General features: G+C 70.5%; 14 protein-coding genes. 6 read left to right on the top strand and 8 right to left on the bottom strand.

All coding sequences use genetic code 11. The features are described from left to right. Positions 1–10: 10 nt before the first annotated feature. Positions 11–232, top strand: a complete 222-nt coding sequence (locus tag ABG090_RS05795; protein WP_347757248.1) for a hypothetical protein — start codon at positions 11–13, stop codon at positions 230–232. An 80-nt stretch (positions 233–312) separates the two neighbouring features. Here the strand turns inward: ABG090_RS05795 and ABG090_RS05790 are convergent, their stop codons facing one another. The 6 genes from ABG090_RS05790 to ABG090_RS05765 all read right to left on the bottom strand — a co-directional run bounded on the left by ABG090_RS05790 (position 313) and on the right by ABG090_RS05765 (position 6,622). Further along, the gene (locus ABG090_RS05790; RefSeq protein WP_347757246.1) at positions 313–1,110 is read right to left on the bottom strand and encodes an amino acid ABC transporter ATP-binding protein; all 798 of its coding nucleotides are present in this window, start codon (positions 1,108–1,110) and stop codon (positions 313–315) included. Further along, positions 1,100–1,756 (bottom strand): amino acid ABC transporter permease, encoded by a 657-nt coding sequence (locus tag ABG090_RS05785; RefSeq protein ID WP_347757244.1) that lies wholly within the window; start codon positions 1,754–1,756, stop codon positions 1,100–1,102. Before ABG090_RS05785 ends, ABG090_RS05790 begins: the two co-directional genes overlap by 11 nt. A 58-nt stretch (positions 1,757–1,814) precedes the next feature. Beyond that, positions 1,815–2,645, bottom strand: a complete 831-nt coding sequence (locus ABG090_RS05780; RefSeq protein WP_347757242.1) for an amino acid ABC transporter substrate-binding protein — start codon at positions 2,643–2,645, stop codon at positions 1,815–1,817. Between the two features lie 104 nt (positions 2,646–2,749). Then, on the bottom strand, positions 2,750–4,210 hold the full coding sequence (locus ABG090_RS05775; protein ID WP_347757240.1) for an RNA polymerase sigma factor: 1,461 nt from the start codon (positions 4,208–4,210) through the stop codon (positions 2,750–2,752). A gap of 166 nt (positions 4,211–4,376) precedes the next feature. Beyond that, positions 4,377–5,705 (bottom strand): MFS transporter, encoded by a 1,329-nt coding sequence (locus ABG090_RS05770; RefSeq protein ID WP_347757238.1) that lies wholly within the window; start codon positions 5,703–5,705, stop codon positions 4,377–4,379. Continuing rightward, a complete protein-coding gene (locus ABG090_RS05765; protein ID WP_347757236.1) occupies positions 5,702–6,622 on the bottom strand; it encodes a PAC2 family protein in 921 nt (306 codons plus the stop codon). Before ABG090_RS05765 ends, ABG090_RS05770 begins: the two co-directional genes overlap by 4 nt. Before the next feature lie 45 nt (positions 6,623–6,667). On the opposite strand from ABG090_RS05765, the gene ABG090_RS05760 reads away from it, so the two are divergent. The 3 genes from ABG090_RS05760 (at position 6,668) to sucB (ending at position 11,586) form a co-directional block, all read left to right on the top strand. Beyond that, complete coding sequence (locus tag ABG090_RS05760; protein WP_347757234.1) at positions 6,668–8,119, top strand: leucyl aminopeptidase; 1,452 nt, start codon at positions 6,668–6,670, stop codon at positions 8,117–8,119. Positions 8,120–8,222: 103 nt separating this feature from the next. Continuing rightward, entirely contained in the window at positions 8,223–9,596 is a 1,374-nt protein-coding gene (gene lpdA, locus ABG090_RS05755) for a dihydrolipoyl dehydrogenase (protein ID WP_347757232.1), read from the top strand. A gap of 22 nt (positions 9,597–9,618) precedes the next feature. Next, positions 9,619–11,586 (top strand): 2-oxoglutarate dehydrogenase, E2 component, dihydrolipoamide succinyltransferase, encoded by a 1,968-nt coding sequence (gene sucB / locus ABG090_RS05750; RefSeq protein WP_347757230.1) that lies wholly within the window; start codon positions 9,619–9,621, stop codon positions 11,584–11,586. Between the two features lie 87 nt (positions 11,587–11,673). Here sucB and ABG090_RS05745 read toward each other — a convergent pair whose 3' ends face one another. Further along, the gene (locus tag ABG090_RS05745) at positions 11,674–12,993 is read right to left on the bottom strand and encodes a hypothetical protein (protein ID WP_347757228.1); all 1,320 of its coding nucleotides are present in this window, start codon (positions 12,991–12,993) and stop codon (positions 11,674–11,676) included. Positions 12,994–13,085: 92 nt separating this feature from the next. On the opposite strand from ABG090_RS05745, the gene ABG090_RS05740 reads away from it, so the two are divergent. Then, entirely contained in the window at positions 13,086–13,775 is a 690-nt protein-coding gene (locus tag ABG090_RS05740; RefSeq protein ID WP_347757226.1) for a DUF4191 domain-containing protein, read from the top strand. A gap of 101 nt (positions 13,776–13,876) precedes the next feature. Then, positions 13,877–15,301, top strand: a complete 1,425-nt coding sequence (gene glnA, locus ABG090_RS05735; RefSeq protein WP_347757507.1) for a type I glutamate--ammonia ligase — start codon at positions 13,877–13,879, stop codon at positions 15,299–15,301. A gap of 93 nt (positions 15,302–15,394) precedes the next feature. On the opposite strand, the gene ABG090_RS05730 is transcribed toward glnA, so the two are convergent. After that, positions 15,395–18,310, bottom strand: coding sequence for a bifunctional [glutamine synthetase] adenylyltransferase/[glutamine synthetase]-adenylyl-L-tyrosine phosphorylase (locus tag ABG090_RS05730; RefSeq protein ID WP_347757224.1), 2,916 nt, complete (start codon positions 18,308–18,310; stop codon positions 15,395–15,397).

Genomic DNA, 18,310 nt, shown 5'->3' with positions numbered 1-18,310 from the left:
GGAGGGCACCGTGAACGACATTCAGACCACGACGCTCGAGGTGGACGAGGCGCACGCGCCGCTGACCGGCCTCGACCGCTGCGACAGCTGCGGCGCGCAGGCATACATCCGCGCCACCATGGAGAGCGGCACGCTGCTCTTCTGCGCGCACCACGCAGCCAAGCACCGCGAGGCGCTGCAGCCGCTCGCGCTCGTGTGGCACGACGAGTCCGAGAAGCTCAACGAGCGCTGACCCTCCGATCGACCGCTGCGGCCCGCCCCCATGCAGGGGCGGGCCGCATTGCGTTGCGGGCGCCGCATTGCGTTGCCGGGTCAGGCACCGAAGGGCCCGCGCATGCGCTGCAGGAAGCGCTTGGTGCGCTCGTGCTGCGGATCGCCGAAGATGCGCTCCGGCGACCCGTGCTCGACGACGGCGCCGTCCGCGAAGAACGACACCTCGTCGGCCACCTCCTGCGCGAAGCCGAGCTCGTGGGTCACCACGGCCATCGTCCAGCCCTCGCGGGCGAGCTCGATCATGACCGCGAGCACCTCGCCGACGAGCTCGGGGTCGAGCGACGACGTCGGCTCGTCGAACAGCAGCATGCTGGGTGCCAGCGCGAGCGCGCGCACGATCCCCACCCGCTGCTGCTGACCGCCCGAGAGCGACGATGGGTACGCATCCGCCTTCTCCCTGAGGCCCACGCGGTCGAGCAGCGCCAGCGCCTCCTCGGTCACCTCGTCGCGCGGCCGGCCCTGCACCCGGATCGGCCCGATGGTGACGTTGCCGAGCACCGTGAGGTGCGGGAAGAGCTGGTACTGCTGGAAGACCATGGCGGATGCTCGGTGCAGCGCGGCGCGCTCCCGGCGCTGCAGCGGTGCGGCGAAGTCGAGCGACAGGTCACCGATGCGGAGCGTGCCCGCATCCGGAGACTCGAGGCCGTTCAGGCAGCGCAGCACGGTGGTCTTGCCGGATCCCGACGGGCCGATCAGCGCGTGCACCGTGCCGGGCGCGACCGTGAGGTCGATGCCCCGCAGCACGTGGTTGTCGCCGAAGCGCTTGTGCAGCCCCCGCGCGGCGAGCAGCGGTCCGTCTCCCGCCAGCTCGGGCGGTGCAGCGATCTCAGACGGCATAGCGATCAAGCTTCCTCTCGAGCGCGTCCTGGCCGAGCGCCAGCACGAAGCAGATGACCCAGTAGACGGCCGCCGCGACGATGTAGATGGTGAGGAACTCGCCGCTCGGGGCCGCGATGCGCTGCGCGACCTTGAAGAGCTCGGTGACCAGGATCACCGACGCCAGCGAGGTGTCCTTGACGAGCGAGATGAACGTGTTCGACAGCGGCGGCACCGAGACGCGAGCCGCCTGCGGCAGCACGATGCGCAGCAGCGTCTGGCCGCGCGACATGCCGATCATCGCGCCCGCCTCCCACTGGCCCTTCGGGATCGACAGGATCGCCGCCCGGATGATCTCGGCCGCGTAGCCGCCCACGTTGAGCGAGAGCGCGATGATCGCGCTCGGCCAGGGATCGAGGGTGATCCCGATCTGCGGCATGCCGTAGAAGATCACGAACAGCTGCACGAGCATCGGCGTGCCGCGGATGATCGAGACGTAGACGCGGGCGATGCCCGCCAGCAGCCGGTTGCCCGAGATCCGCATCATCGCGACACCGATTGCGATCAGCAGACCCGCCGAGAACGACGCCAGGGTGAGCGGGATCGTCCCCAGCAGCCCGCCGAGCGCGATCGGACCGAGCGAGTCCAGCACCAGCTGCCAGTTCACGGCGCGAGCCCGATCCGGTCAGTCCGGAGCGGGCAGCGCGGCGCAGCGCGGCGCCGCCTCACGGGCGCGACACGTCCTCGCCGAAGTACCGGTTGGAGATCTCGGCGAGCGTGCCGTCCTCCGCGAGCGACGCGAGCGCCTCGTCGACGGCGGCGACGAGCGAGTCGCTGCCAGCGCGGAAGGCGACCGCCGTCTCGGCGACCTCCTCGGTGTCGGCGACGATCCGCAGCCCGGTCTCACCGCCCTGCGCCTGCTCGTAGTCGAGGAACGTCAGTCGGTCGTTGATCGTGGCATCCACCCGCGCCTGCCGCAGCAGCTCGGCGGCCTGCGCGAACCCCTCGACCTCGATGACCTCGGCGCCCGACTCGCGGGCCACGTCGGCCCAGTTGCTCGTGAGCGACTGCGCGCTCGACCGCCCCTCGAGCGCGTCGAAGCCGGTGATCTCGCTGTCCTCGGCGACGATCAGCACACCCGGCGAGTACGTGTAGGGGGTCGAGAAGGCATAGCGCTCGAGGCGATCCGGCGTGACGGTGACCTGGTTGGCGATGACATCGAAGCGGCCCGCATCGAGCCCGGCGAAGATGCCGTCCCACTGCGTCTCCTGGAACTCCGCCTCCACCCCGAGGCGCTCCGCGACGGCCGTGATCACGTCGACGTCGTAGCCCGTCAAGTCGCCTGCTCCCCCCTCGTGGAAGCTGAAGGGCGCGTAGGTGCCCTCGGTCCCCACCACGAGCGTGCCGCGCTCCTGCACCTGCTCCAGGGTGACGCCGTTCGCCTCGGCATCGCCGGCGCCCGGGGTGTCGGCGGACGAGCAGCCGACGAGCGCGAGGGCGCTGGCGGCGATGCCCGCCAGGAGGGCGAGACGGGTGGTGCTGCGGGCGTGAGGCATGCGTTCTCCTTTTCGGGGGTAGTACGCCATCTTAGAACGACGCGAGGCCGCCCCAGTATTCCGGGACGGCCTCGTGGCTCTGTGCAGCGCTCACGCGATGCGGATCACTCCAGGTAGTCGCGCAGCTGCTGCGACCGCGACGGGTGGCGCAGCTTCGCCATCGTCTTCGACTCGATCTGACGGATGCGCTCGCGCGTGACGCCGAACGTGTCGCCGATCTGATCCAGCGTCTTCGGCATGCCGTCGCCCAGGCCGAAGCGCATCCGGATGACACCGGCCTCGCGCTCCGAGAGCGAGTCCAGCAGCGACTCGAGCTGCCGCTGCAGCATCGTGAAGCCGACCGCATCCGCGGGCACCACGGCCTCGGTGTCCTCGATCAGGTCGCCGAACTCGCTGTCGCCGTCCTCGCCGAGGGGCGTGTGCAGCGAGATGGGCTCGCGGCCGTACTTCTGCACCTCGATGACCTTCTCGGGGGTCATGTCGAGCTCGCGCGCGAGCTCCTCGGGGCTCGGCTCGCGGCCGAGGTCCTGCAGCATCTGGCGCTGGACGCGGGCGAGCTTGTTGATGACCTCGACCATGTGCACCGGGATGCGGATGGTGCGGGCCTGGTCGGCCATCGCGCGGGTGATCGCCTGGCGGATCCACCACGTCGCGTAGGTCGAGAACTTGAAGCCCTTCGTGTAGTCGAACTTCTCGACGGCACGGATGAGGCCCAGGTTGCCCTCCTGGATGAGGTCGAGGAACTGCATGCCGCGGCCGGTGTAGCGCTTGGCGAGCGAGACGACGAGGCGCAGGTTGGCGCCCAGCAGGTGGCTCTTGGCGCGCTGGCCATCGCGGGCGATGCGCGTCAGATCGCGCTTGAGCTGCCACTCCATGCCGTCGCCCTCGAGCGAGAGCTTCTCCTCGGCGAACAGACCGGCCTCGATGCGCATGGCGAGGTCGACCTCCTGCTCGGCGTTGAGGAGCGCGACCTTGCCGATCTGCTTCAGGTAGTCCTTGACCGGGTCGGCGGTCGCACCGGTGATCTGGGTGGGCGCGGGCTCGTCATCGTCACCCGAGAGGCGCAGCGCGCCGGTGGGCAGCTTCTCGACGTGGACCTTCTCCTCGTCCTCCTCGGTCTCCGCCTCCTCGGGCGCCTCGGCGAGCGCCTCCTCCACGGGATCCGCAGCCTTCTTGCGCGTCGTGGTGCGCTTCGCGGGCGCCTTCTTGGCGGCGGGAGCCTCGGCCGACTCGCCGGCGGCTGCCTTCGCGGCTGCCGCCTTCGTCTTGGCCGCGGTGGTCTTCGCTGCCGTGGTCTTGGCGGCGGGGGTCTTCGCTGCCGTGGTCTTCGCAGCGGGGGTCTTCGCAGCGGCCGTCTTGGCGGGTGCGGCCTTCGACGCGGCCGCCTTCTTGGCGGGCGCCTTGGCGTCGGCCTTCGCAGGCGCGGCCTTCGTGGTCGCGGCCTTAGCGGGCGACTTCGCGGCAGCCGCCTGCTTCGCAGGAGCCTTGGCGGCGGCCTGCTCGGTGTCGTTCGCAGCCTTGGCAGCGCTGCGGCTTGAGGTCGTGGTCGTGTCCTTGGCTGGCATGCGGCCTCCGGTCTGTCTCGGGCGCCCAGACCCAGTGCAATCGGACTGAGGGCAGTCGAAGGACCCAAGTCAAGTCCTGCGTCTGGCGCCGGTCTCGACTGGGTCGGTCTTGACAGTATAGCGCCGGATGTGGCATAGGCATTCCCAGGCGCGCAGAGTCGCTCCTTCAGCCCCTGCGGCGGCGCATCCGGTTCGCCACCGCCTGCCAGAGCGGACCGACCTCGATGCCCTCCTCACGGAGCCTCGATCGGGTGATGCGGCGCATCCGCACGACCATCAGGAAGCCGAGCAGGAGCACGAGCAGCTGGAAGGCGAACGCGATCCGGAAGCCCTCCCAGTCGTAGAGGTCGACGGACGCGCCCGCCTGCGTGCGCAGCGTGTGCACCAGGTCGAGCACGAGGCCGACCACCGGCATGATCACGAAGCCGGCGATGAAGCCGCCGATGTTCACGATGCCGTTGGCCGAGCCGAGCAGACGCAGCGGGTTGAAGGTGCGCGCGAAGTCGAACCCCACGGTGGAGCCGGGCCCGGCGATGCCGAGCACCACCACGAGCGCGACGACCAGCCAGGTGGGCGGCTGGCCGGGCCACAGCAGCACGGTCGCCCAGGTCGCGGCGAGCATGGCGACCAGGAACAGCACGAGGGTGGAGCGGCGCAGTGGGAAGCGCGCGGTGGTGATGCCGAGGATCGGTCCGACGATCATGCCGGTGAACACGACGATCGACATGAAGCCGGCGGCCGCTCCGGGGGCGTACCCGAGCCCGTCGACCAGCATCGGGAAGCCCCACATGAGCAGGAACACGTTCGTGGTCGACAGCAGCGAGAAGTGCGTCCAGAAGCCCAGCCGGGTGCCCGGCTGCCGGAACGCGGTCTGCAGGCGCGGCCACCATCCCTCCGGCACGTCGATCGACCCGGTCGGCGGCGTGCCGCCCGGCGGGGCGTCGTACACCACGAGCAGCACGACCACCAGCGCGACGACACCCAGGGCCGCGAGCGAGCCGAACGAGAGCGTCCACCCGAGCTGCCCCAGCAGCCACACGAACGGCACGGTCGACAGGAGCTGCCCGAACTGCCCCGAGACCGCCGTCCACTGCGACATCTGGGCCAGGATCGGGCCGGAGAACCATCCGGCCTGCAGCCGGATCACCGAGATGAAAGTGGCGGCGTCGCCGATGCCGAGCAGCAGGCGCCCGACGACCGCGACCGGCAGATCCTCGGCGATCGCGACCACCGCCTGGCCCACGACCATGATCGCGGCACCGGAGGCGATGAGGATGCGCGGGCCGTACTTGTCGAGCAGCACGCCGACCGGGATCTGCATCGCCGCGTACACGCCGATCTGCACCGCACCGAGCGTCGAGAGCAGCGTGGCCTGCACCTCGAAGCGCTCGGCCGCATCAGGCCCGGCGACGCCGAGTGACGAGCGGTGCAGGACCGCGACGATGTAGGCCAGCGCGGCAACACCCCAGACGAGCCATGACCGCGCGCTGTTCATCCGAGCGGGTCCGCGCCCGGCCGACCCCGCTGCTTCAGGTAGCGCTCCAGCTCCTCAGCGATCTCGTCGGCGCTCGGCAGCGTGCCATCCTCATCCGTGAGCGGCGAGCGCACGGGCGACTGCGCCATGTAGGCGTCGTAGCGAGCCTCGAGCGTGTGCACGATGCGCTGGAGCTCTTCGTTCGTCTCCATCTGCTGAGCGACGAGCTGCTGGAACTCCCGGTCGGCCTGTCGCAGTTCCTCGGTGCGGAACGCGAGCGATGTCGCGCTCGTGACGCCCTCGAGCGCGGCCAGCGCCGGCCCCGCCGAGCCCGACTCGCCGACGTAGTGCGGCACGAGCACCGTGAACGTCGTCACCGGCGCGGCCTCCTGCAGCCGGTGCTCGATGCGATGGATCACGGAGGCGGGCACCGACGAGACGGGCCGCCATGCCGAGTACTGCTCGATCAGCTCGGCGCGGTTGCCCGACACGGTGGAGACGAGCGGACGCGTGTGCGGCACGGGCATGCCGATCGACGTCATGATCGTGGTCGTCTCGATCTCGAGTTCCTCGTGCAGCTCGAGCAGCGCATCCGTGAACCGCTCCCACATCCAGTCGGGCTCCGGTCCCGTCAGCAGCAGGAACGGCGCACCCGCGTCGTCCTCCACCTGCAGCAGCGTCAGCGAGTGCGGCAGATACTCGTCGATGCGGTCCTCGTTGAAGAGGATGCGCGGTCGGCGCGAGCGGTGATCGATGAGCAGGTCGGTGTCGAACTCGACGATCGGCCGGTACGGCAGCGTGTCGAGGATCGCGGCAGCGGCCGACTCGGCCGCCGATCCGGCGTCGACGAAGCCGTGGATGGCGATCACCAGGTCGAGGCCGTGCGGCACCGTCTCGAGATCCTCGAGGGGCAGCATCAGCTCGCGGGGTTCGAACACCCTCCCAGCCTAGTGAGCCTCCGGACGCCGCTATCCTCGTGACCCATGCCCTTCCCTGTGCTCTCCATCATCGCCCGCCGAGAAGACGCGACCGCCGAGCTGATCGTCCACGGCGTGCTCGCCGGCGACACCCCCAGCGCCGCCGGATTCGACAGCGACCTGCTCGACGCGCTCGGTGTCACCGGCAAGCGCGAGCAGGTCACGCGTGCTGTGGTCGACGGCCGCAAGATCGCCTTCGTCGGTCTCGGCGACACCGTCACCTCGGCCCGCTTGCGCGAGGCCGCGGGCGCCGCGGTGCGCGCATTGCGCACTGTGCCGTCGCTCGCGCTCGCACTGCCGGTCACGACCGGCGACGACGTCCAGGCCGTGCTCGAGGGCGCCGCGCTCGGCGCCTACCGCTACGAGCACCGCGCCGTCGACGAGTCGGAGTCGGTCGTCGTCGAGATCTCGGTCGTCGCGGGCGAGGCCGAGTGCTCCGCCTACTCCGTGCAGAGCGCCGGTGTCGCCGCGCAGGCCGTGTGGACCACGCGCGACCTCTCCAACACTCCCCCGAACCTGCTGAGCCCCGTCGACTTCGCCGATCGCGTCGTCGCGGAGGCCGCGTCCAACGGCCTGAGCGTCGTGGTGCGCGACGAGGAGCGCCTGCGCCGGGAGGGCTTCGGCGGCATCGTGGGCGTCGGTCAGGGCTCCAGCCGCCCCCCGCGCCTGGTCACCGTCGAGCACGCGCCCGAGAACGCGAGCCGTCACGTCGTGCTGGTCGGCAAGGGCATCACCTTCGACTCCGGCGGTCTCTCGCTGAAGCCCGCCGCCTCGATGCAGCACATGAAGTACGACATGACCGGCGCCGCCACCGTCTATGCCGTCACGGTCGCGGCGGCCGAGCTGCAGCTGCCGATCCGCATCACCGCGCACCTGTGCCTGGCCGAGAACCTGGTCTCGTCGACCGCGACACGCCCGGACGACGTGCTCACGATGCGCGGCGGCAAGACCGTCGAGGTCACGAACACCGACGCGGAGGGCCGCCTCGTCATGGCCGACGGCTTGGTGCTCGCGAGCGAGGCGCAGCCCGACGCGATCATCGACGTCGCAACGCTCACCGGCGCGCAGCAGATCGCGCTCGGCGACCGCGTGAGCGGGGTCATGGGCAACGACGACGCCTTCGTCGACGCGGTCATCCGCGCATCGCGCGAGGTCGGCGAGCAGCTCTGGCCCATGCCGATCCCGGAGGAGATGATCGGGATGCTCGACTCCAACGTCGCCGACCTCATGAACGCCAAGGTCGGCAATCGAGCTGGTGGGATGCTCCTCGCCGCCGCCTTCCTGAACGAGTTCATCGGAGAGCGCGACGGTGCTCCGATCCCCTGGGCGCACATCGACATCGCCGGCCCGTCGACGAACAACGGCTCGCCGTTCGGCTTCACGCCCGTCGGCTCGACCGGTGTTGCGGTGCGCGGTCTGCTGCGCACCCTGTCGAAGATGTCGCGATCGGCAGAGTGAAGCCAATTGTCAGCAGTGCCCGACTAGGCTGGTGCGGGCAGGAACTGCCGTGCACCGCTGCGCCCACCGGCGCGGCAAACGAAGACTCATAAGGAGCAAGTGCGTGTCCGATCAGAGCTTTGACATCGTCGTCCTGGGTGGAGGCAGCGCGGGTTACGCCGTGGCGCTGCGCGCCGTGCAGCTCGGCAAGACCGTCGCGATCGTCGAGAAGGACAAGCTCGGTGGCACCTGTCTGCACCGAGGCTGCGTCCCGACGAAGGCGATGCTCCACTCCGCAGAGGTCGCCGACGAGGTGCGCGACTCCGGCCACGTCGGCGTCGACGCCGAGCTCAAGGGCATCGACATCGAGCGCGTGAGCGCCTTCCGCGACGGCATCGTCTCGAAGAAGTTCAAGGGCCTGCAGGGGCTCCTCAAGGCGAAGAACATCGAAGTCATCGCCGGCGAGGGCAAGCTGACGTCGGCCACCACCGTGCAGGTCGGCGAGCAGACGCTCACGGGCAAGAACATCGTGCTGGCGACCGGCTCCTACGCGCGCACGCTGCCCGGCCTCGAGATCACCGGCAACGTCATCACGAGCGAGCAGGCACTGCAGCTCGACTGGATCCCGAAGCGCGTCGCCGTGCTCGGCGGCGGGGTCATCGGCGTCGAGTTCGCGAGCGTCTGGCGCGCCTTCGGCGCCGAGGTCACGATCATCGAGGGCCTGCCCCACCTGGTCGCGAACGAGGAGGAGTCGGTCTCGAAGCAGTTCGAGCGCGCCTACAAGAAGCGCGGCATCCAGTTCAAGCTGGGTGCGCGCTTCTCGGGCGTCACGCAGGACGACTCCGGCGTGCACGTCTCGCTCGAGACCGGCGAGACGATCGACGCAGACCTGCTGCTCGTCGCGGTCGGCCGCGGACCGAACACCACGGGCGTCGGCTACGAGGAGGTCGGCGTCGAGATGGATCGCGGCTTCGTGACCGTCAACGACCGCCTCGAGACCAGCGTGCCCGGCGTCTACGCCGTCGGCGACATCGTTCCCGGCCTGCAGCTCGCGCATCGCGGCTACCAGCAGGGCATCTTCGTCGCCGAGGAGATCGGCGGCCTCAGCCCCCGCAAGGTCGAGGACCTCAACATCCCCAAGGTCACCTACTCCGACCCCGAGGTCGCCTCGGTCGGGTACTCCGAGGCGAAGGCCAAGGAGCAGTTCGGCGAGGACAAGATCGAGACCTACGAGTACTCGCTCGGCGGCAATGCGAAGAGCGAGATCGTCGGCACGACCGGCTCGGTCAAGGCCGTGCGCGTCAAGGACGGCCCCGTGGTCGGTGTGCACATGATCGGCCGCCGCGTGAGCGAGCTCGTCGGCGAAGCACAGCTGATCGTCAACTGGGAGGCCTACCCGGAGGACGTCTCGCAGCTGATCCACGCGCACCCGACCCAGCACGAGGCGCTCGGCGAGACGATGCTGAAGCTCGCCGGCACGCCGCTGCACGCCATCTGACCAACGCCACAGGAGACAACCCATGACTGACATCAAGCTCCCAGAGCTCGGCGAGAGCGTCACCGAGGGAACGATCACCCGCTGGCTGAAGGCCGTCGGTGACGAGATCGCGGTCGACGAGCCGATCGTCGAGATCTCGACCGACAAGGTCGACACCGAGGTGCCGTCGCCGATCGCCGGCACCATCACCGAGCTGCTCGTCGGCGAGGACGACACGGTCGAGGTCGGCGCGGTCATCGCACGCGTCGGCGATGCGGGCGACGGGCCGGCAGAGGATGCTCCGGCGGAGGAGGCTCCGGCTGAGGAGGCTCCGGCTGAGGAGGCCGCTGCCGAGGAAGCTCCGGCCGAGGAGGCTGCTGCCGAGGAAGCTCCGGCTGAGGAAGCTCCGGCTGCCCAGGCATCGGCATCCGAGATCGCTGCCGACGACACGGAACCTGAGCAGGAGGCCGACGAGGAGTCGGCGGCCGAGGCGCAGGAATCCCCCTCGAAGGATGCGGACGAGCAGGCTGAGGCGGCTCCCGCGAGCGGTGGCGAGGGTCAGGACATCACTCTGCCCGAGCTCGGTGAGAGCGTCACCGAGGGCACCATCACGCGACTGCTGAAGTCCGTCGGCGACGAGATCGCCGTCGACGAGCCGATCGTCGAGATCTCCACGGACAAGGTCGACACCGAGGTGCCGTCGCCGATCGCGGGCACGATCTCGGAGATCCTCGTCAGCGAGGACGACACAATCGAGGTCGGCGCCGTCATCGCACGCGTCGGCGGGGCAGCCTCGACTGGCGCTGACGCGCCGGCATCGGATGCCGAGCAGCAGGCCGACGAGCCGACGACGGACCCCGCTGGCTCGGCCGAGGCCCAGGACGCCACTCCGGCGGAGCAGCCCAAGCCGGCGGCGCCGTCGACCGAGCAGCCCGAGGCCGCCAAGGCTCCCGAGGCTGAGGCGCCGAAGGACGAGGCGCCCAAGGATGAGGCACCGAAGGACGAGGCGCCCAAGGATGAGGCACCGAAGGACGAGCCGGCCAAGGCAGCGGCTCCCGCGGCACCGGCCGCTCCGAAGGCGCCGGCTGCTCCGTCCGCTCCCGCGGCGTCGGGCGCAGCCTCGAGCTACGTCACGCCGATCGTCCGCAAGCTCGCCAACGAGCGCGGCGTCGACCTGAGCTCGCTCACCGGCACCGGTGTCGGCGGCCGCATCCGCAAGGAGGACGTGCTGAGCGCCGCCGAGGCGGCACCGGCCGCGGCCGAGACGAACGAGTCCGGCTCCGCGCCGGCCGAGGTCGAGGTCTCGGAGCTGCGCGGCACGACCGCGCCGATGTCGCGCCTGCGCAAGGTCGTCGCCAAGCGCGCCGTCGAGTCGATGCAGACGCTCGCCCAGCTCACCACCGTCGTCGAGGTCGATGTGACGAAGGTGGCACAGCTGCGGGAGTCGAAGAAGGCGTCGTTCCAGGAGGAGACGGGCAACAAGCTGACGTTCCTCCCCTTCTTCACGCAGGCGGCCGTGCAGGCGCTCAAGTCGCACCCGCTGATCAACGCGACCGACGACGGCGAGACGATCACCTACCCCGAGACCGAGAATCTCGCGATGGCGGTCGACACCGAGCGCGGCCTGCTCACGCCCGTCATCCGGGATGCCGGTTCCAAGAGCATCAAGGAGCTCACGGCGTCGATCGCTGACCTCGCGCAGCGCACCCGCGACAACCAGTTGAAGCCCGACGAGCTCGCGGGCGGCACGTTCACGCTGACCAACACCGGTTCGCGGGGCGCGCTGTTCGACACGCCCGTGGTCTTCCAGCCGCAGCGCGCCATCCTCGGCGTCGGCACGGTCGTGAAGCGCCCCGTGGTGGTCTCGGTCGACGGCCAGGACTCGATCGCCATCCGCTCGATGGTGTTCCTCGCACTGTCCTACGACCACCGGATCATCGACGGCGCCGACGCGGCTCGCTACCTCGGCCAGGTCAAGGCGCAGCTCGAGTCGGGCCAGTTCGAGGTTTGATGCCGGAGGGCTCACGCTCGTGAGCCGGTAGGCAGCAAGGTCGAGGAGGCTCCGGCCCGCAGGGCCGCAGCCGTCACGAGACCCGGCTCAATCCGACCAGGCGTCGCGCAGAACCCAACCGGCCTCGGTGCTCATCGCGAGCACCGAGGCCGGTTCGCGTTCGGAGACCACGCGCAGCAGCCAGGCGTCGCCGAGCCGCTGCACCGGCTCGAGCCTGCCGTCCTCGGGCATCCGCCAGGGCACCGCGGCGACCAGCTGCGGGCTGTCGGGAGCATGCAGGCCGACGAGGCACGCGGCATCGCCCGCGTCGAGGCAGGCCTCGCGCTCTGCGAGCAGCGCCGCGACGGCAGTGAGCGGATCCTCTCCGTCCCCCGTCTGACCGCCGAACACTGCCGGGTCTTCCGCTGCGTCGGCCGTGGCCGTAGCGAGTGCCGCCGCGTCCACCGCGCTAGGGCTCGGCACCACCTCGCCCGTCGCGAGTTCGTCGGCACCGGTCGGCGTGGCCGGCCAGAGGGCCGCCCCTGCCAGCAGCAGCATCGCGGCACCGACGGCGGCGATCGCCCAGAAGCGCGGACGGACCGCGGCGAGCGACCGCGCGAGGCGCGCTGCGCTCGGACCGCCCCGATCGACCAGCACCTCGAGCAGCAGCGCGATGCGCGCCCAGATCGCGGCGGGGCCGTCGGCTCGGTCCCGTCGCCGCATGGGCGCCGGGGCCGGGGATGCGATCGAGGACGGCGCATCCTCTGGCGCGAGCGGCAGTGCGGGCCACGCGGCGAGCATGGCATCGGCGGCCGCAGCCAGATCGCGCTGCGCCAGCGCACGGTCGACAGCTGCCGGCACCGCGGCGCCCCCGGCCTCCAGCACCGCGACGGCGAGCAGACGCCAGCCCTCCGCGTCGTCGGCGACGCCGGTGCTGGCCTCCCGCCAGGCATCCGTGGGGCGGTCGGTCTCGATGTGCGCGCCCTCGCCCAGCAGCAGCGGTGCGCCGTCCGCGTCGAGCCGCACGGCCTGCGCTGCGCAGCCGCCTGCGCAGGCGCCACGTCGATGGAGGGCGGCCAGCGCTGCGGCGATCGGGGCCAGCGCGGTCACGGCCTCGCCCGGCGACGGCGCCTGCCGCCGCACCAGCCACTCGGCGAGACTGCGCGGCAGCAGCGGTCGCACGAGCACCACCCCCTCGTCGGTCGCGACGTCGAGGATCGGCACGATGTGCGGATGATCGGCGGCCAGCAGCGCCTCAGCCTCCCCGGCGAGCACGCCGTCAGCGCCGCCGAGGCTCCTGTGGATCTCCACGGCTCCACCGGTCTCGGTCTCCGATGCGCTCGCTGCCACCCACACCATCCGCTCGGCATCGCGCCGCAGCTCTCGCACGAGCCGGTAGCCCGCGATCTGCGCGTGTTCTTCGTCCACGAGCGCGACCATGCCAGGGCGCGCGACCGCGCGGCGGTGGCGTGAGACGAGCTGTGGAGAGCGACGGCATCCGGCCCCGGTATCCTGGTGCCATGGCACGCAACACCGAGAAGGAGCCCGGCAGGCTCAAGACGATGTGGTCGATCTTCAAGATGACCCGCGAGAACGACAAGAAGGCGCTGCCGCTGATGCTGCTGGCCTTCTTCGGCCCCATCATCGTCATCACGGTGCTGGCCATCGTCTTCCGGCAGGACACGCTCTTCCTGATCCTGTGGATCGTCTCCGGCGTGCTCATCGGCCTGATGCTCGCGATGATGACGCTCACGTGGCGTGCCGAGAAGATCGCCTTCGGCCAGATCGAGGGCCGCCCCGGCGCCGTCGGCGCCGTGCTCAAGAACGGCCTGCGCGGCAACTGGACCACGAGCGAGATGCCCACGGGCGTGAACCCCAAGACGCAGGACGCGGTCTACCGCGCGGTCGGCAAGCCGGGCGTCGTGCTGATCGCGGAGGGCCCGAAGGAACGCGTCGCTCGCATCCTCGGCGACGAGCAGCGCAAGGTGAAGCGCATCGTGCCGAACGTGCCGATCCACGTGATCGAGATCGGCCCCGACTCGCCGCTCGAGCTGCGCAAGCTCACGAAGTCGATGCGCCGCCTGAAGAAGACGCTCTCGCGAGCCGAGGTGATGGCCGTCGCGAACCGCCTCACCTCGCTCGGCCAGGCCAATCTGCCCATCCCCAAGGGCATCGATCCGCGCCGGATCCGACCCGGACGCCCTCGCTGACGTAACATCGCCGAAACATCGGCGTCACGGACGAGCAACGGCTCCCGCGTAGCGTCGAGGTCACGGCATCTGCCTACCGCCAACGCATGTCAAGGAGCACAATGTTCAAGGATTCCTCCGAGGTCCTCGCCTTCATCAAGGACGAGGGGGTGCAGTTCCTCGACATCCGCTTCACGGACCTCCCCGGCGTGCAGCAGCACTTCAACATCCCCGCGTCGACCGTGGATGAGGAGTTCTTCAGCGTCGGCCAGCTCTTCGACGGTTCGTCGATCCGCGGCTTCGCGAGCATCCACGAGTCGGACATGCAGCTGATCCCCGACGTCACCACCGCGTATCTCGACCCGTTCCGCGACGCGAAGACGCTCGTGATGATCTTCGACATCTACAACCCGCGCACGGGCGAGATCTACCACCGCGACCCGCGCCAGGTGGCGCACAAGGCCGAGCAGTACCTGTCGTCGAGCGGCATCGCGGACACCGCGTTCTTCGCGCCGGAGGCCGAGTTCTACGTCTTCGACGACGTGCGCTACAGCGTGCAGCCGCAGGGCTCGTTCTATGCGATCGACTCCGAGGAGGCGGCCTGGAACTCGGGCCGCGCCGAGGAGGGTGGCAACCTCGCCAACAAGACCCCCTTCAAGGGCGGCTACTTCCCGGTCTCCCCCGTCGACAAGCAGGCCGACCTGCGCGACGACATCGTGCTGAAGCTCGAGGAGATCGGCCTGCAGGTCGAGCGCAGCCACCACGAGGTGGGCGCCGCTGGTCAGGCGGAGATCAACTACCGCTTCAACACGATGGTCAAGGCCGCGGATGAGATCCTCGCCTTCAAGTACATCGTCAAGAACACGGCGGAGCAGTGGGGCCAGACGGTCACGTTCATGCCGAAGCCGGTCGCCGGCGACAACGGCTCCGGCATGCACACCCACCAGTCGCTGTGGCTCGACGGCAAGCCGCTGTTCTTCGACGAGAACGGCTACGGCAACCTCTCCGACACCGCGCGCTGGTACATCGGCGGCCTGCTCGCGCACGCTCCTGCGGTGCTCGCCTTCACCAACCCGTCGATCAACTCGTACCGCCGCCTGGTCAAGGGCTTCGAGGCGCCGGTCAATCTGGCCTACTCGGCCGGCAACCGCTCCGCAGCGGTCCGCATCCCGATCACGGGCTCCAACCCGAAGGCGAAGCGCATCGAGTTCCGCGTTCCTGACGCCGCCTCGAACCCGTACCTCGCGTTCGCGGCGCAGCTGATGGCGGGCCTGGACGGCATCAAGAACCGCATCGAGCCGCTGGACCCGATCGACAAGGACCTCTACGAGCTGCCGCCCGAGGAGGCCAAGAACATCCCGCAGGTGCCCGGCACGCTCGAGGAGGCGCTCGTCGCGCTCGAGAACGACCACGAGTTCCTGCTCGAGGGCAACGTCTTCACGAAGGACCTGATCGAGACCTGGATCTCCTACAAGCGCGAGAACGAGATCCTGCCGATGGCCCTGCGGCCCCACCCGTACGAGTTCGAGCTCTACTACGGCGTCTGATCGGCTGACGCTCGAGGCACCAGGCGGGGCCGGATTCCTCTGGGGATCCGGCCCCGCCCGCGTGCGGCGAACCGAGGGTCCGGGCGAGCGCCGTCAGTCGTAGAAGACGCGCTCGAACACGCGGCGCGAGCGGCGCGTCGCAGCGAGGTACTGCTCCTCGAGCGCGGCCGCGGATCCCGCGGGCAGGCCGACGAGACGAGCCACCGCCTCGAGCTCACCCCGATCCTCCGGCAGCCGGTCGATCGATCGTGCCCGGGCGAGCGCGAGCGCATTGCGGATGCGCGTGGCGAGCAGCCACGCCTCGCGCAGCACCGCGGCGTCAGCTTCGGCGAGCAGCTCGGCACGGACAGCCGCGGCGAGAGCCTCCAGCGTTGACGGGGTTCGCAGGCTCTCGTGCTGGCCCGCGTATCGCAGCTGCAGCAGCTGCACGAGCCACTCCACGTCGCTGAGCGCGCCGTCACCGAGCTTCAGATGTCGGCTGCGATCCGTGGCCTGCGGCAGCCGCTCCCCCTCGACGCGCGCCTTGATGCGGCGCACCTCACGCACGGACGACGCCGGGAACGAGTCGGGATACCGGCGCTCGTCGATGACGTCCATGAGCTCGCCTGCCAGCTGCGCGTCGCCGGCGAAGGGGCGCGCCCGCAGCAGCGCCTGCGCCTCCCACGGCTCCGACCAGCGCTCGTAGTAGGCCCGGTAGCTGTCGAGCGTGCGCACGAGCGGGCCCTGGCGCCCCTCGGGCCGCAGTCCCGCATCCATCTCGAACGGCAACGAGGGGTCGGCGAGCGTCTCCTGCACCTTGCGCACCACGACGGTCGCCGCCGCGACGGGATCGTCGCCGCCGCGAGCGACATGCATCACGTCGATGTCGCTGCCGAACCCGATCTCGCGACCGCCGGTGCGCCCCATCGTGATGATCGCGAGCTCGAGGCCGTCCGGCTTGTGCAGCGTCACCGCCGCGTCTACGAGCGCCGCCGCGATGGCGGAGAGCGCTGCGCCGACACCGGCCACGTCGATGCGCTGCAGCGCGCTCGCGGTCGCCACCCGCAGGTGCTCGCGCCGCCGCAGGTTGCGCAGCGCCCGCTGCACCGCCTCGGCGTCGCCACGATGCCGCGAGAGGATCGCGGCCGTCTCCTCCCGCAGCGCCTCCTCGGAGCGCGGTCGCAGCTGCTCGTCGCTGTCGAGCCACGAGGCCGACTCGGAGATGCGCTCCATGAGCGAGCCGATGAGACGGGAGGAGGAGAGCAGGCTGGTCAGGCGCCGAGCGGCGACCGGCGAGTCGCGCAGCATGCGCAGGAACCACGGCGTCTCCCCCAGCGACTCGCTCAGCCGCCGGAACGCCAGCAGGCCCATGTCGGGATCGGCCCCCTCGGCGAACCAGCCGAGCAGCACCGGCAGCAGCAGCCGCTGGATCTGGGACCGCCGCGAGACGCCCTCGGTGAGCTCCGCGATGTGCCCGAGCGCCCCCTTCGGGTCGACGTAGCCGGATGCTCGCAGGCGCCGCTGGGCAGCCTCGGGACTGAGCTGCACGTCGTCGCGCTCGAGCGAGGCGACCGCGCTCAGCAGCGGGCGGTAGAAGATGCGCTCGTGCAGCGTGCGCACCGCCCGGCGCACCGCCTGCCACTGCTGCGTCAGCTCCTCAGCGCTGTCCAGCCGCGCAGTGCGCGCAAGCCTGCGCAGCTCCTCCGGCTCGGTCGGCATCAGGTGCGTGCGCCGCATGCGCCAGAACTGGATCCGGTGCTCCAGCACGCGCAGGAACCGGTAGTGGTCGCTGAACTCGTCCCGGTCGGCGCGGCCGACGATGCCGCGCGCCGCCAGGGCGTCGAGCGCGTCGAGGGTGCCGCGCTGCCGCAGCGAGTCGTCGTCGGCGCCGTGCACGAGCTGCAGCAGCTGCACCGTGAACTCGATGTCGCGCAGCCCACCCGGCCCGAGCTTCAGCTGCCGGTCGACCTCGTCGGCGGGGATGTGCTCGGTGACGCGCTCGCGCATCCGCTGCACCGAGTCGACGAAGCCGTCGCGGCCGGAGGACTCCCACACGAGCGAGCGGATCGCGTCGTCGTAGGCGGCCCCCAACTCGGCGTCGCCCGCGATCGGGCGTGCCTTCAGCAGCGCCTGGAACTCCCACGACTTCGCCCAGCGGTCGTAGTAGGCGATGTGCGACGCGAGCGTCCGCGTCAGCGCGCCGTCCTTGCCCTCGGGCCGCAGGTTGGCATCCACCTCCCACAGCGGCGGCGAGCCCTGGTACGCGCCGCAGGCCGCACTCGTCTCCCGTGCCAGCAGGGTCGCGATCTGCGTTGCCCTGGCGTCGTCGAGCTCGCTGCCCGGCGTGGTGCCATGCACCCAGATCACGTCGACGTCGCTGACGTAGTTGAGCTCGCGCGCCCCGGTCTTGCCCATGCCGATCACAGCGAGCGTCACCTGGTCGACGTCGTCGCCGAACCGCTCCCGGGCCGCGCGCCGGGCGACCGCGAGCCCGGCGTCGAGCGCTGCGGAGGCGAGATCTGCGAGCGCGGCCGAGACCGTGTCGACGCGATCCTTCGGCTGCTCCAGCGCGAGGTCCCAGGCCACCAGCGCCGCGACGTGGTTGCGATAGCGATCGCGCAGCGCGGCCACGCCCTCCTGCTGCGGCAATGTCGACACGCCGTCCTCAGCGGCCACCGCATCGAGCAGGCTCTCGCGATACTGCGCGGGCCCCATCGGCGACGGCGGGTGCATGACGGTGTCGAGCTGCGTGGGGTGGCGCTCCACGTGCTCGGCCATGCCGAGCGACCCGCCCAGCACGCGCAGCAGCGAGGCGAGTCCCGATTCGTCATCGAGCGCATCCGTCAGGTCGATGCCGCCGCGCACGAAGCGCACGACCATCTGGAGCGCCTGATCGGGATCGGCGCTGCGAGCGCACGCCGCGACCAGGCTGTGCAGCTCCTCCGGCAGCTCCTGCACGTACGCTTCAGCCAGGCTCGGCTCGCGATAGCCGAGCCGCGCCAGGCGCGATCGCGGCGACGGGATGCGCAT

Origin of the sequence: Agrococcus sp. ProA11 (assembly GCF_039880525.1) — a bacterium.
In the GTDB taxonomy this organism is placed as follows: Bacteria; Actinomycetota; Actinomycetes; order Actinomycetales; family Microbacteriaceae; genus Agrococcus; species Agrococcus chionoecetis.
This window is presented reverse-complemented; position numbering and strand designations above follow the sequence as displayed.

What these genes read in the sequence shown, in the direction of transcription:
- ABG090_RS05790 (WP_347757246.1), bottom strand. Translation starts at nt 1,110, where the DNA reads ATGCCGTCTGAGATCGCTGCACCGCCCGAGCTGGCGGGAGACGGACCG.
- ABG090_RS05780 (WP_347757242.1), bottom strand. Translation starts at nt 2,645, where the DNA reads ATGCCTCACGCCCGCAGCACCACCCGTCTCGCCCTCCTGGCGGGCATC.
- ABG090_RS05775 (WP_347757240.1), bottom strand. Translation starts at nt 4,210, where the DNA reads ATGCCAGCCAAGGACACGACCACGACCTCAAGCCGCAGCGCTGCCAAG.
- ABG090_RS05770 (WP_347757238.1), bottom strand. Translation starts at nt 5,705, where the DNA reads ATGAACAGCGCGCGGTCATGGCTCGTCTGGGGTGTTGCCGCGCTGGCC.
- ABG090_RS05760 (WP_347757234.1), top strand. Translation starts at nt 6,668, where the DNA reads ATGCCCTTCCCTGTGCTCTCCATCATCGCCCGCCGAGAAGACGCGACC.
- sucB (WP_347757230.1), top strand. Translation starts at nt 9,619, where the DNA reads ATGACTGACATCAAGCTCCCAGAGCTCGGCGAGAGCGTCACCGAGGGA.
- ABG090_RS05740 (WP_347757226.1), top strand. Translation starts at nt 13,086, where the DNA reads ATGGCACGCAACACCGAGAAGGAGCCCGGCAGGCTCAAGACGATGTGG.
- glnA (WP_347757507.1), top strand. Translation starts at nt 13,877, where the DNA reads ATGTTCAAGGATTCCTCCGAGGTCCTCGCCTTCATCAAGGACGAGGGG.
- ABG090_RS05730 (WP_347757224.1), bottom strand. Translation starts at nt 18,310, where the DNA reads ATGCGCATCCCGTCGCCGCGATCGCGCCTGGCGCGGCTCGGCTATCGC.